Genomic DNA, 13,868 nt, shown 5'->3' with positions numbered 1-13,868 from the left:
GAACTTTGTAGGTGGAAAATAGCACGTGTGAAAAATTCATAGTTGTTTGAATTAACATGAATGTACAAATAACGTGAGAGTTTGGTGTACAGATATCCTAAAATAAAAAGGTTGAAAATAAATACCTATACAAGGAGTATGCATGATTTTTTAGATCGTGAGAGGTGCTAGATTCTCATTCTGAACTAATTCAGAAATCTGCACCTTCCAAAATCTCATAAATATATAGATGATAATCCTCCTGTTTATTTCTTTGACTTTTTACTTCCAATTTCCCTTCATATAATGATTCTCCCGTTTCCAAATCTCCTATAAAGAAGATATGCTCTTTATTTGTTGCGGAAACGGCATATAACCTTCCATTCATCACTTTCAAATAAGGATTTTCATCATCCGTTGTATCTGCTATATCAAATATCAGTTTTTCATCCCATTTTTCGTTTTCTATGTCATACTGGTTGACCTCTATACCATTCGCTGTTTGTAACGGAATAAAAATTGTAGAGTGAAAGACAGCAGATGCTCCGCCTATAGAATCAAGTATTTCATCAGGAACAGCTAATTTTTTAGTCTGGTTATTTTCTATATCGTAAACCACGTATCCATTAGCGATTATGTTTGGTTGACCATCATCTTGCATGCTTTTTTCTTCGGAAGCCTCAATGTGAATCAATAGATATTTACTTTTCTCATTGTAATCTCCATCATTGATTACTCGTATATCAGTCCAGCCATATTCTACCGTCGGTGTAGAAGCGATTGTGTCATTGTGTACCATCTTTTGCCCTTTCAAATTAACCGTATATGCATGGAATTCACCTCTGCCATCCATAAGAAGGTTATGGGTAATTATCTTTAATTCGCCCTCTATTACTTGGACCTTCTCAACACTCATCCAACTGTACTTTTCTCTTTCTGGTACGTCTAATTCTAAGGACGTAATTTTTTCTGATTTTTTATTGAGTACTTCAATTTCAAAGGTTAATTCTTTCAACGGTTGTTCATAAAAATTCTCCGCTTGAATTCGGGCATATGCTACTGTATTTTTATCTTCAAAGAAATGATTAGCTGTTAAATCCTTGCTGCGCATAAAGCTCCTCCGCTCTTTTACCAATCCTTCAAGAGTCGGCGGAACACTCATCCTCTCTATTTTTTTGAGAAAAGGTAAATGATTTGGATCATTTGTTTCTTCACTTGTGATTTGTAAGGATTGAGATCTATCGCCTGCCTGATAATCCCCGGTTAAAATTAAGTTCTTTACTTCATTTTCATTGCCACTTATTTTTTTAAATTCAATTTCCACATGATTGTTTGTAGCGAAACTCGACTGTATATAAAATGTTCCAATACTAAGTACGATAACCAAACAAATTGAAAAGATTTTCCAATAGCGTTTCATGTATGTGACCTCCCATCAAACTCTTACTTTATTTTTTATTAGGAAATTAGCAGTCCAAATGGAGCAAGCTGCCACAACAAGACCTGTTGCTAATTCCATGAAAAATAGTTCTGTCGGATAAAAGTAATTCTTCAAAACAAATGTATTCACTAGTAACGGTGCAAAAAGGACGAGTTGGGAAGCAGCACAAAAAAGAATGCCATACATAATTCCTTTTACTCGGTAAGAACGTTCAAACAAAATAGCCGTGAAGACAATCGATACAACCCCTACTCCAGCAGCATAGTAAAGAACAAACTCACCAAGAGTGTTTGGTATTAACAGAGCCACATTTGGAATGCGTGTAATTTCATTAATAGAGAGATCGGTACGAAACTCACTTGGAACTATCCACTTTAAAATTTTGTTCTCCACTGGCATTAAAAGCAGTTGCAGTGCAATGAGGCCCAGAACGTACAGTAAAATCGTTGCAGCCTTGGCCAAATAGACTTGAATGCGCGCAATTGGTAACATGAACAAGCGGTAACTAAATGTATTTTTTCCGAGCCAGTCCCGATACCAAATAAAGAAAACATAAATCAGCAGGGTAGCAGCACCAAGTGCAATGGGTCCCATAAACCAAGCTGATTGGGAAAAATCATAAAAAGAGATCGGCGCGAGTTGAATATCGCCCTTCGTCATATGCTCCTCGTTAATCCATTCATTTGCCCGATTTACATGCATTCGTGCTGTTGTAATAACGCCAATGATCTGAGTGAGGATCGTAATTCCAATTAAAACGAGATACAGTTTAAAAAATCGATTGAACTCGAAATTGACCAACTTCAGATATTGTTTCATGCTTCATACACCTCTCTCATTATATCAACTACCGATTTACCTTCTTTTTCTCGTATTTCTTCCGTATCAAATTCTTTTAAAACGACGCCGTTATCCAGTAAAACGACTTTATCAATTAAATGCTCAATATCATTAATTTCATGGGTCGTTATAATGACGCCCCGGTCTTCAATTAAATGACTCGTAAATACATCGGCTATTTGTTCACGGCTGAATATATCAATTCCGGAAAACGGCTCGTCCATTAAGACATAATCGACATCCATCGCTAAACCGAGTATCAGGTTTACTTTTGCGGTATTTCCTTTAGATAGATCAGAAATTCGATCTGTCTCCTGCAGCTTAAAAAACCGAAGAAGTTCACTGGCTCGTGCCTGATTCCAGCTGTCGTAAAAATCAGCCATGAAGACGAATGCATCCCGTATTTGCATTTGCGGCAACATCGTGATCGTATCTGGTATAAAAGTTATTTTTTCATAGCTTTCTTTATGGATTTTTTTTCCGTCGATCAGAATTTCACCGCTCGCAATGGGGGTTAATGCCATAATCGCTTTCATAATTGTTGTTTTCCCAACACCGTTAATACCAATTAAACAAGTAATCTTTCCTTTTTCAGCTGTAAAAGAAACACCATTTAATACTTTCTTCTTACCAAACTTTTTTGTAACATCTTTTATCTCAATCATAAGAATCCCCCATTCCATTAGTTTCCTTCTTCATACTTATCCTTCGCTAAATGCAGGGCCTCATGAATAGGAATATTGATTGAACGAATCGAATGAACGAATGCATCAACGGCCTCTAAAATCAATTCCTCTCTAACCATTTCTAGTATTTGCTCATCCTTTGAAATGCGACTGGGTAAATTCCCCTCCGTAAGTATCAAACCTTGTTCCTCCATTTCTTTATACGCCCGTTGCGCCGTATTTGGATTAATTTTAAGCTGATTCGCCAGTTCTCTTCTCGATGGAATCTCCTGACCGGGTTCAAAGTAACCTGAGGCAATTTGTTCTTTAAAATGCCGGATCACTTGTACATAAACAGGATCACGATTATTAAACTTGACTTTCATAGATCCAACTCCTAAAAACGTAATGTGTTTAGCGTATTAAGTGGGTAATACAGTGATTGCAAAAAAATAGCATCTGTTTTCAAGCATTGTAGTAAAACCCGTCATACAGCCGTGATAAAAGTGCGTATTAAGTCATTCATACAGTAACTTTAAAAAAGTCTTCCACTGCATTCAAGCGCAGTTACACCTCGTGCATATATAAGGTATAAAAGAATTTAAACGTATTAATGGGTTAATACACTCTGCAATATGTATTATATGCGTAATACACTTTTATTGTCAACATCAACAGTCATAGTTCAAGATTATTTACGAGCAGACCAAAATATAAGTACCTACGTGGAAAACATTCATGATTGTACAAATTAACGGATAATTTGTCGTACATGTACCTTTTATCAAAAAAGTGTGGTAATGAAGTAGTTTTTATGTTGAAAAGGAGCGATTAATTTTAAACAACACACAAAAAAGAGTTCGAAATATTAGGGCGTTACATGCGTCAACAGGATGGAATACCGTTTCCTTGTATCACCATGCTTGTTCCTCCAATTTCAAACTCTTTCAAAATAATATATTCATATGGTAAAGCTAGGTTACTAGCATCTCTTCCTCTTCTTGTTTCAAAAGACGCCTTTTCTCAACTCTTGCTACAACACGAATACTAATTTCATATAATAAAATCATTGGTATTAAAACGAGTAATTGACTAATAAAGTCCGGCGGTGTAATCACTGCAGATAATAGCGCTAAAATAACATAGGACCATTTTCTTGTTTTTTTCATTGTTGCTACCGTCAATACTTCAATCGTTGCTAAAAATAAAGCAACGATTGGTAATTCAAACATTAAAGCAATTGGTACGGTTGTATATAATAAAAATCGAGCATATTCACTAGCGGATATCATCACATCAAAATGAATTGCACCTAAACCTGTTAGAAAACTATAACTAATCGGATTAATCACTAGATATCCAAACGTTAAACCAAATAAAAACAATAGAAAAATAACTGGTGTATATAAACTAAAAAATTTACTTTCACGTTTTGTCAAACCTGGCTTAACAAATTGATAAATAAAGTGACATATAAAAGGTATTGACAAACCAATCGAAAGGGCTAGTGATATCGTCATATAAAATGACAACACATCAAATGGACTAAGAATCAGTAGTTTATAGTCTTTTATTATATAAGGAAACCAAAAGTGAATCGTACTTAACGCGAAAATAAAAACGATTGTAAATACTACTGCCGACTTGATTAACTGTCTTCTTAATTCGTCTAAATGACCGAATACTGCTGGATCATTCATTCTTTTTGATTCTTCAGGCATCGTAACACCTACTTTTATTCACATTTTTTTCTTTTCTTCCGATTCTTCATTGTCAAAATCCATGATCTCCTTTGTTGATTTCTTAAATTCCGCCAATGTTTTGCCGACTGCCCCACCAATTTCAGGTAACTTTCTTGGTCCGAACATAATTAAAATAATTACTAAAATAATAATTAATCCTGGTACACCAATAGCCGCTAGGTTCATATACACCACTCCTATTATATTATCGATTCTACAACCTTTTTATCATCTTATGAAATGTATTATACATAATATTCACACTACAGAGATGTTTAGCTAGATAAGTCATTCTCAATGTAACTGTTTTCAGTGCGTCATAATTCAAGCTAGTCACACCATAGTATGTTACTAGGAGGGGTGCATATGTCGGATCAGAAAAAGCAAGAGAAGAAAAATGAGGACAATCAGCCCGAACAAGAATCGAGACGTCGTTTCTTGAAAAACTCGGGATTAGTTGCTGGTGGTATTGTTGGTGGTGGTTTATTAGGTTCATTTATCGGCAATCCATTTACAAAAGACATCACAACATCCAATAAAGATGAAAGACCTAAAAAGGAATTTACAGAAACAAGAATGTTTTTCACTCGATTTGAAGACTTTTATGTATTAGAAGCAGCAGTAGAAAGAATTTACCCTGAAGATGGTAATGGACCAGGTGCAATTGGTTTAGGTGTTCCATATTTTATAGATAAACAATTAGCAGGCCCGTATGGTTCGAATAAATTCGACTATATGAAAGGTCCTGTTCAAGAAGTAAAAGTTGCCTCATCTTATCAGACGTTAATGTCACGTGGTGAAGTGTTTATTGAAGGTATTCGAAAGTTGAATGCTGAAAGTCTAAGAAGCCAGGATGCAAAGTTCTATGATTTAGAAGGCGAACAACAAGATGAGATACTAAAAGCAATGGAAGCTGGAGAAATCGGATTGCGTGGTGTTAAAGGTCCTACATTTTTTAACTTATTACGTCAAATGACGATTGAAGGAGCGTATGCTGACCCGCTTTACGGTGGAAACAAGAATATGATGGGATGGAAAATGAAAGAACATCCAGGAATTCGTCCAGGTTATAGTGATTTAATCGAAGAAGAGAAATTCCAAATCATTGAACGAATGAGTTTAAAAGATTATCAGGGCTAAAAAATAAAGTAATATTTCAGGGGGATTGTCATGGCTATAAAATTAGACAAAGTAGATGTTGTCGTAGTGGGTACTGGTTGGGCTGGTGGAATCCCATCAGCAGAACTAGCAAAGAAGGGATATAAGGTAGTAGCTCTAGAACGAGGAAGGGATCACGACCATAGTGATTTTGTTGGCTCTAAAGACGAGCTGCGTTATGCATCTCGCTATGAAATTATGACAGATAACTCTATTTCAACTGTCACAGCGCGCGGTACTTTAGATGAAGAAGCATTCCCACTTCGAACGCAAAGTGAAAATTTTGAAGGTAACAACGTTGGAGGTAGTAGTGTACACTGGTCAGGCGTTACACAACGTGGACGTAAATTTGATCTCCAAGCACGTTCTATTACGATTGACAAATATGGAGAAGATAAAATTCCGGCAGATATGAATTTACAAGATATGGGGATAACATATGAAGAATTAGAACCTTATTTTGACCAATTCGAAAAAACAGCTGGTACATCTGGTGAAGATGACCCAATGGGACCACCACGTAGTGATAGTTATCCTACAGGACCAATGCGTCCTTCATACCCAGTAAAATTATTTAAAGAAGCAGCATCCAAATTGGGATACCATCCAATTATGATACCGTCTGCCAACCTTTCTGAGCAATATGAAAATCCGGATGGAGAAACAATTAACGCTTGTCAATATTGTTCATTCTGTATGATGTATGGTTGTGATTTCGGCGCGAAATCAGACCCGGTAGCAACAGTTATTCGTACAGCTAAGAAAACAGGTAATTATGAAATACGTACAGAATCTTACGCACGCCGTGTGATACATAAAGACGGAAAAGCTTCCGGTGTTTTGTATGTAGACATGCGGACGGGAATGGAATATGAGCAACCTGCCGACGTAGTTGTTTTAGCAGGTTACACTATCTCTAACACACATTTAATGTTACTTTCGGAAATTGGGAAACCATATGATCCAAAAACAGGCGAAGGAGTTATTGGTAAAAACTCTGCCGGATTAGCATCTCCAGGTGGAAGTGCGACTGGTTTCTTTGAAGATAAAAAATTCAACTTATTTATGGGTTCAGGTTCCTTAGGCGGTACATTTAGTGATCTGGATAGTGACAACATCGATAATTCTGACTTAGGCTTTATCGGTGGAGGGATTTGTGAAATTCGTCAACGTGGCTCAGGGCCGATTGGTTCCAACCCAGTACCACAAGGCACACCACGATGGGGGAAAGAATTTAAAGAAAAATCACTTCACTACGCAAATCGTATGTTAAGTGTTGGATTCATGTCACCATCATTCGGTTGGAAATTTAACTATATGGACTTAGACCCAAACTATACGGACATGTTTAATGACCCATTATTAAGAATTACACACTCGGTTACTGAACAAGATAAAAAATTCTCAGAGTACTTTAGTGCACGTGCAGAAGAAATCATGAAGGAAATGGGAGCAGACATTATTGAGAAGGGTAATCCACCTCAAGAATGGAGGCATACACAAGGATATGGTGAAACAAGTGGCGGGGTAATTATGGGAGATGACCCAAAGACTTCAGCAGTAAACAACTACTCTCAAGTCTGGGATATGGATAATTTATTCGTAATCGGAGCATCTGCATTACCACATAAAATTCCTCAACAAACAGGTACACTCGGTGCATTAGCATACCGTGCTGCTGAAGGAATTGACAAGTACTTATCAGATGGTAGCGGGTTACTAGTTGAAAAGAAATCAAATGCAATAAAAGCATAAACAGCCAGTTAATTTGAATACATGCAATGGGACGTAAGATCATACTACGTATATATATTTGACGTAGTATGAACCTCACGTCCTTATTTTTAATAAATAATAATCCATTGATATTGTAGTAGAAAGGGTGTTACTATTTTGAAAAATACATCGTTCAACATCATCCTACTCATCTTTACACTTACACTTACACTTGTCGCTTGTAGTAACGGAAAAATTGAATCAAACATATCCGCGACAGTTGCAGACTTCGAATTTACAGACCAACATAATGAAACATTTTCATCAGAACAATTAAAAGGCGACTGGTGGATTGCTTATTTTTTCTATACGAACTGTAAAATGGTCTGCCCACAAACAACAGCCAATATCGTAAACGTTCTAGCGACACTAAGGGACGCTGGTATGACACCACCAATCATTGGCTTTAGTGTAGACCCTGATTTCGATACACCAGCAGTACTTCAAGATTTTGCAGCAATATATGATGCAAACTTCGAAAACATGACCTTTTTGACCGGATATGACTTTGACAAAATAAAAGAACTATCCAACAAATCCTTTAAAACCGTATTAGACGGGGGAGGACCAGAAGACCATGTATATGCACATAGCACATCTTTTTTCCTTATCAATCCGAAAGGCGAAGTCATCAAACGGTATGACGGCCTATCGAAACTAGATTATGAAAACCTCATTGCAGATGCGAAAAAAGTAATGTGAAAACAAAAACTTCATGATTCCAACAATAGGTTTTCATTTGCCTTCCTTATGAGAACGACATAGGGCCGGTATCATACGAAAATGCTTGGATTATTGGCACGGACTTAGTACGGACTGTACGCGATACGAAATACCGCGATGTGCTGGCTGTCGGAACGTATACACCATGGAACAAACAAACGTATTTTGGATACTACGCGAAAGATATTGGCTTAATTCAAAGGGGCGATGGTAGTGGAAAGCAAGTAATGGAAGGTGCCTGTAAAGTAGGCACCTTTTTAATTTAAGAAAATCTCTACTTTCGTTCCTTTTCCAATGTCACTCGTCAATGTAATATGTCCTCCATGTGCCTCGATAATGTCTTTCGAAATGGCAAGCCCAAGTCCAGTGCCGTGAATGTTGTCCGTATTGGATCCTCTGTAATAACGGTTGAATATTTGTTCAATGTCTTGCTTTGCAATGCCTTTCCCATCGTCTTCGATTGTGAGCCCTGTATCCGAAACACTAATAGTGATCGCTATGTCACGATCATTATGAATAATCGCGTTGTGAATGAAATTCAAAATGGCTCGTTTCATTAAATGCCGGTCGATACTCCATATTGCATTGTGTGCGTTGCCTTCAAATGAAATTGCGTGATCGCTGTATCTCGGGTCGTTCAATACATCTATAACTATTTCGCGGACGAAGCTTGCGGGACGTGTATCTTCACGATGTAATGGCATTTCCTGATTACGTAAGCGCATCGTTAAATTAAAATCATCCAATAGATCCTTCATATAAATGGATTTTCGTTCGATGATTTCCGCATACTCTGCACGTTCCGATTCCATCACGTCTTGTCCACGTAGCAATTCTGCAAAGCCTCGAATGGATGCGAGAGGCGTTTTTAAGTCATGCGAAACATTGCTAATCCATTCTTCGCGCATCTTTTCAAGCTTCATGCGCTCCTCTTCATGGGCCTGCAATGTTTCAGAAACTGAATTCAAATTTGAAAAGACTGGTTTGAAGACACCTTGACGCTTCATTTTTTGGATGGAGAAATTTCGCTCTTTCAGCTGTGAAATCCGGTCGATTATGTACGAAACCGGCTTTGTTATGATCATGCTAAAAAGCAATCCGACGAGCATTGCGATAAGCAGATCGGCAATTGTAATGCCGACGAATGCTTTTGATACATAGGACAGGAATGACTGGGCATTGAACATGAAGACAACACGCTGTTCAGTGGAATTTTGAACGCCCAATAAATAGCTGTATTCTTCAAATTGACCGACATAATACGTTGTTAATTGATCGTCCATATACTTATAAATATGGACGAGCTCAACCGGACTGTAGTGTGTAGGTGCATCTTTGGGTGCAAGGGCAGCAGTAACGACATGCCCGTTTGAATCTAGTACTTGGAGCCAACCGCCAAATTCCCGAAGTGCCTGAATCCCTTCGTCTGTAATGAGGGGCTGCTCATTTTCCGTCGACAGATAACGAGAAAATTGGCGGGTGAAAGATTCGCCGGTATCAGTAGATAAGCTGTCATTGCCGTTTGTCTGTTGGAAGTAAAGTACACCGATTAATATAATTAAATTAACGAAAATGACAATAAAGACAATGCTCAAGACTGAAAATAAGTATTGGACAGTCAACTTCCATTTCATCGAATCACCTATTTCACAATGAATTTATAGCCCAATCCTTTTACGGTTGTGAGATATGCAGGCTTTGATGGATGATCCTCAATTTTTTCGCGGAGGCGGCGGATATGAACCATTAACGTATTATCCGCACCGAAAAAGTCTTCCCCCCAAACACGTTCAAAAAGTGTCTCTTTGCTCAAAATTTGATTTGGATTCTGCATGAAAGAAGCCATCAATCCCATTTCTTTAGCTGTCAGTTCCAAAGCTACGCCGTTCTTCAGTACTTCGGTTTGCGCCTCGTTCATAGAAAACGGTCCAATGGCAATCTCTTTAGGTTGGGAAGTTGCCTCTATTTCATGATAGCCAGCACGTCTTAATTGGGCTTTCACCCTGAAGGCGACTTCCTTTGGGCTGAATGGTTTTGTAATATAGTCATCGCCCCCAAGAGCGAGCCCTAAAATTTTATCTGTTTCGTCGGATTTTGCTGATAGAAATAAAATGGGGATATGGGAAACTTCTCGAATCTTTTTGCATAAATCATAACCTTCCCCATCTGGAAGCATGATGTCTAAAATTGCTATATCCGGCGAGGATGCTTCAAACTGCTCCCAACCTTCCCTTACGGATCCAGCCGTTTTGATCTCCGAAAAGCCTTCCTTCATAAGTGCAGTTTCCATTAAATGACGCAGATCGCTTTCATCATCTACGATTAAGATGCGTGGTTTTTCCAAATGATACACTTCCTTTCAAGCAACGTTGACCCAAGTATAAAGCAATTCTCTAAAACCCGCCCGTATTTAAGGATAATGTAAGGTCGGCGTAAAATTAGCTTAAGGTTCGCCAAGTATAGTAAAGATATACGAAAGAGGTGCAACTAAATGGAGTCATTATTACTTGTGAAAGACGTTGAAAAAAAATACGGAAAAGATGCGAATACATTCAAAGCGCTTGAACATATTTCGTTTGAAATCGATCATGGTGAGTTTGTTGGAATTATGGGTCCTTCGGGAGCAGGGAAGTCCACGTTGCTGAATGTCCTAGCAACGATCGATACACCTACAACTGGAGATATTTATATCGGGAAGGATAACATTGCAAAGATGAAAGAAGAAAAACTTGCGGATTTTCGGCGAGACCATTTAGGATTTATCTTTCAAGATTATAATCTATTGGATTCGTTGACTGTCCGCGAAAATATCTTATTGCCATTAGCGATTGCAAAAATTAAACCCGAGGAAATTGCTAAGCGGGTGGATGAAATCGCGGGTACATTCGGCATATCAGACTTGCTTAATAAATACCCGTATCAAATTTCAGGTGGACAGAAACAGCGTACAGCAGCAAGTCGCGCATTAATTTCCAATCCGAAAATAATTTTTGCGGATGAACCGACAGGCGCGCTCGATTCAAAGTCGGCCACAGATTTGCTTGAAAGTATGAGTTCGTTAAATGAAAAGCATGAAACGACGATTATGATGGTGACACATGATGCTTATGCAGCAAGTTTTTGCCGCAGAATTTTATTTATTAAAGACGGACGGCTATCGAAAGAGATTTTTCGTGGAAGTAAGACGCGGAAAGAGTTTTTCCAAATGATTTTGGATGAATTGGCGCAAATGGGCGGTGATGTGAATGACGTTATTTGAATTGGCGTTGAAAAATATCCGCCGCAATATGAAAAGCTATTCGCTTTATATAGGCTCCACCGTCTTTTCCATCTTGATATATTTCACATTTGCTACGTTAAAATATAGTGAGGATATTAGTGGAATGGCTGAAACGTCAAAGCAGATTAAAGGAATCATGGGGGCATCTGCATTTGTGCTCATGATTTTCGTAGCGATCTTCATATTGTATTCCAATTCATTCTTCATGAAAAAGCGGAAGAAGGAAGTTGCGCTCTATTCTTTATTAGGCGTACGCAAAAAGTCGATTGGATTCCTTTTGTTCTTTGAGAACATGGTGATTGGGTTGGTATCGCTCGGTATTGGTGTTGTTTTAGGCTTTTTGTTGTCCAGAATGTTGCTCACCATTCTCTTGAAGCTGATGGGTCTCGACATCGTTGCTGGATTCGCTTTTTCAATGAACGCGCTAATTAATACATGTATAGTATTTTTCATTATTTTCTTATTCACTTCGTTGATGGGACATCGTATCATTTACCGTTTCAAGTTGATTGATTTGTTCCATGCGGAAAAAAAGGGAGAGAATGTGCCGAAAGCAAGGGTCATCACAGCCGTACTAGGTGTGGCGTCGTTGGCAATCGCGTACTATCTTGCCTTGCAGGACTTAACGGAATCACAGGTATGGCGTGTGCTTGGACTAGCAACCCCGATTGTCATCATCGCCTTTACAGTACTCGGCTCGTATTTGCTGTTCCATAGCGTATTAGTGTATGTGCTGTCAGCTTTGAAAGGAAATGCACGCTGGGCTTGGAAAGGTCTTCATATGATGACGGCGTCACAGCTGCTTTACAGGATAAGAGGAAACGCGAAAACGCTAACGCTAATTACGATATTGAGTGCGACGACCATTACATCAGGAGGCGCAGTTTTCGGTGTTTATTACAATGCCGAAAAAAATGTGAGGGAGTATACTCCTTACACATTCATGTGGGAAGGAGAGAAGCAGGCTATCGACACGTCGATAATCGAATCGGAAATCACGTTCTATAGCAAGATGATCCGAGTTGCACTCGATAAGTATGAAATGGAATATGTTGTAATTGATGAAGCGACCTTCGGCAAGTTGGCAAAGGATTTAGGTTGGTCAGATATTCAAAAGTTACGACAGAATGAGGTCTTTGCAATCGATGCATTTTTTGATGAACGCTGGTCTGAAAAATTGGATTCTGTAACGATAAACAAGGTAGAGTTTCCAGTCGCCAAATTCTATGATAAAGTGCTGTTCAATGTCGAGACGTTAGGTGGAAATGCAATTGTCGTACCGGAACAACTGTATGACGAAATCAAATCCGATGAGACACTGATACAAGCTGTCAAAGTAACCAACTATAAAAACCAGTCTGCTGTATCGGACCGGTTAGCTGCTTCGACCGAGAACTTCTCAAGTGCGACAGCGGATTATAAAAATACAATCGAATCGTTGGGTGCATTGCTTTTCGTGGGAAGCTTTTTAGGGCTTGTCTTCCTCGTCGCAACAGGCAGCATCATCTTCTTCAAAATGATGACTGAAGCGGAAGAGGATAAAGCGAAATATGCAATTCTTCATAAAATTGGCGTCTCAAAAAAGGATATGAACAGGACGATTCGTGGGCAGGTCGGCGTCATCTTTACAGTTCCGCTTGTTCTTGGACTTATTCACGGAGGCGTTGCATTGGTCGCAGTGTCCAATATGTTCATGATGGATTTCCTTGTGCCAGTCGTCATTTGGATGTTGGCTTACACAATGATTTACGCGATGTACTATTTTGCTACGGTACGCAGCTTCATTAAAACAATTAGAAGAGGATATTTGGAGGGGTAATTATGAGAAAAGGATTAATTTTGGCAGGTGTCATCGCCGTGTTATTAGCTGGGGCTGTCTTTGCGTTAGCAAAGGTGGACTTTAACAGAATGGGGAAAGGCAATGCCTACTATCATATCTCACCAGCGCATTCGGTTGAAGAGACAAAACTGGACTCAGGTGAAATCATGAAAAGATACTTGTATACTGGTCCTGCTTATAAAGAAAATGGTAAAGAAATCGAAGTAGAATTCACAGCAGCAAAAGAGCTGCGAGAAGGCGCATATTTGAAGTTATATCTGACTAAAGGAGATGACGTCACTTCTTATGATGAAGTGGAATTGTCAGATATTCCCGATAAGGTGAAGTTTTAAATTCTAAGTTAAACCCGTCCAAACACTATCGGACGGGTTTTTTTACTTTATAAGAGAAACATTTATGATAATTTGAATTGGCGTAAAAGTGT

Annotated in this window: 14 protein-coding genes; 6 read left to right on the top strand and 8 right to left on the bottom strand. The window is 38.5% G+C overall.

All coding sequences use genetic code 11. The features are described from left to right. Positions 1–190 precede the first annotated feature (190 nt). From B5D59_RS14715 to tatA, 6 genes are all read right to left on the bottom strand, one after another. Positions 191–1,399, bottom strand: coding sequence for a hypothetical protein (locus B5D59_RS14715; RefSeq protein ID WP_078818467.1), 1,209 nt, complete (start codon positions 1,397–1,399; stop codon positions 191–193). Between the two features lie 15 nt (positions 1,400–1,414). Beyond that, the gene (locus B5D59_RS14710; protein WP_078818466.1) at positions 1,415–2,239 is read right to left on the bottom strand and encodes a hypothetical protein; all 825 of its coding nucleotides are present in this window, start codon (positions 2,237–2,239) and stop codon (positions 1,415–1,417) included. After that, positions 2,236–2,925 (bottom strand): ABC transporter ATP-binding protein, encoded by a 690-nt coding sequence (locus B5D59_RS14705; RefSeq protein WP_078818489.1) that lies wholly within the window; start codon positions 2,923–2,925, stop codon positions 2,236–2,238. The genes B5D59_RS14710 and B5D59_RS14705 overlap by 4 nt, the downstream gene beginning before the upstream one ends. Positions 2,926–2,942: 17 nt before the next feature. Continuing rightward, positions 2,943–3,311: a GntR family transcriptional regulator gene (locus B5D59_RS14700; RefSeq protein ID WP_078818465.1), complete on the bottom strand. Its 369-nt coding sequence runs from the start codon at positions 3,309–3,311 to the stop codon at positions 2,943–2,945. Positions 3,312–3,899: 588 nt separating this feature from the next. After that, the gene (gene tatC, locus B5D59_RS14695; RefSeq protein ID WP_009498602.1) at positions 3,900–4,646 is read right to left on the bottom strand and encodes a twin-arginine translocase subunit TatC; all 747 of its coding nucleotides are present in this window, start codon (positions 4,644–4,646) and stop codon (positions 3,900–3,902) included. Positions 4,647–4,664: 18 nt separating this feature from the next. Further along, the gene (gene tatA, locus B5D59_RS14690; RefSeq protein ID WP_009498601.1) at positions 4,665–4,853 is read right to left on the bottom strand and encodes a twin-arginine translocase TatA/TatE family subunit; all 189 of its coding nucleotides are present in this window, start codon (positions 4,851–4,853) and stop codon (positions 4,665–4,667) included. A 180-nt stretch (positions 4,854–5,033) separates the two neighbouring features. Here tatA and B5D59_RS14685 point away from each other — a divergent pair, with 180 nt between their 5' ends. From B5D59_RS14685 to B5D59_RS14675, 3 genes are all read left to right on the top strand, one after another. Then, positions 5,034–5,807 (top strand): gluconate 2-dehydrogenase subunit 3 family protein, encoded by a 774-nt coding sequence (locus tag B5D59_RS14685; RefSeq protein WP_078818464.1) that lies wholly within the window; start codon positions 5,034–5,036, stop codon positions 5,805–5,807. A gap of 30 nt (positions 5,808–5,837) precedes the next feature. Beyond that, positions 5,838–7,580 (top strand): GMC family oxidoreductase, encoded by a 1,743-nt coding sequence (locus B5D59_RS14680; protein WP_009498599.1) that lies wholly within the window; start codon positions 5,838–5,840, stop codon positions 7,578–7,580. A 138-nt stretch (positions 7,581–7,718) separates the two neighbouring features. Continuing rightward, a complete protein-coding gene (locus B5D59_RS14675; RefSeq protein WP_176132598.1) occupies positions 7,719–8,303 on the top strand; it encodes an SCO family protein in 585 nt (194 codons plus the stop codon). A 278-nt stretch (positions 8,304–8,581) separates the two neighbouring features. Here B5D59_RS14675 and B5D59_RS14670 read toward each other — a convergent pair whose 3' ends face one another. Further along, positions 8,582–9,958: a sensor histidine kinase gene (locus B5D59_RS14670; RefSeq protein ID WP_009498596.1), complete on the bottom strand. Its 1,377-nt coding sequence runs from the start codon at positions 9,956–9,958 to the stop codon at positions 8,582–8,584. Positions 9,959–9,966: 8 nt separating this feature from the next. Next, positions 9,967–10,668: a response regulator transcription factor gene (locus B5D59_RS14665; protein ID WP_040759830.1), complete on the bottom strand. Its 702-nt coding sequence runs from the start codon at positions 10,666–10,668 to the stop codon at positions 9,967–9,969. A 147-nt stretch (positions 10,669–10,815) separates the two neighbouring features. Here B5D59_RS14665 and B5D59_RS14660 point away from each other — a divergent pair, with 147 nt between their 5' ends. From B5D59_RS14660 to B5D59_RS14650, 3 genes are read left to right on the top strand one after another with little or no spacing between them, the layout of a single operon-like run. Continuing rightward, complete coding sequence (locus B5D59_RS14660) at positions 10,816–11,583, top strand: ABC transporter ATP-binding protein (protein WP_009498594.1); 768 nt, start codon at positions 10,816–10,818, stop codon at positions 11,581–11,583. Then, a complete protein-coding gene (locus tag B5D59_RS14655) occupies positions 11,570–13,423 on the top strand; it encodes an FtsX-like permease family protein (RefSeq protein ID WP_078818462.1) in 1,854 nt (617 codons plus the stop codon). Before B5D59_RS14660 ends, B5D59_RS14655 begins: the two co-directional genes overlap by 14 nt. Before the next feature lie 2 nt (positions 13,424–13,425). Further along, positions 13,426–13,776, top strand: coding sequence for a YxeA family protein (locus B5D59_RS14650; protein WP_009498591.1), 351 nt, complete (start codon positions 13,426–13,428; stop codon positions 13,774–13,776). The last annotated feature ends 92 nt before the right edge of the window (positions 13,777–13,868 follow it).

This window comes from Sporosarcina newyorkensis (assembly GCF_900167515.1).
Taxonomy (GTDB): Bacteria; Bacillota; Bacilli; order Bacillales_A; family Planococcaceae; genus Sporosarcina; species Sporosarcina newyorkensis.
This window is presented reverse-complemented; position numbering and strand designations above follow the sequence as displayed.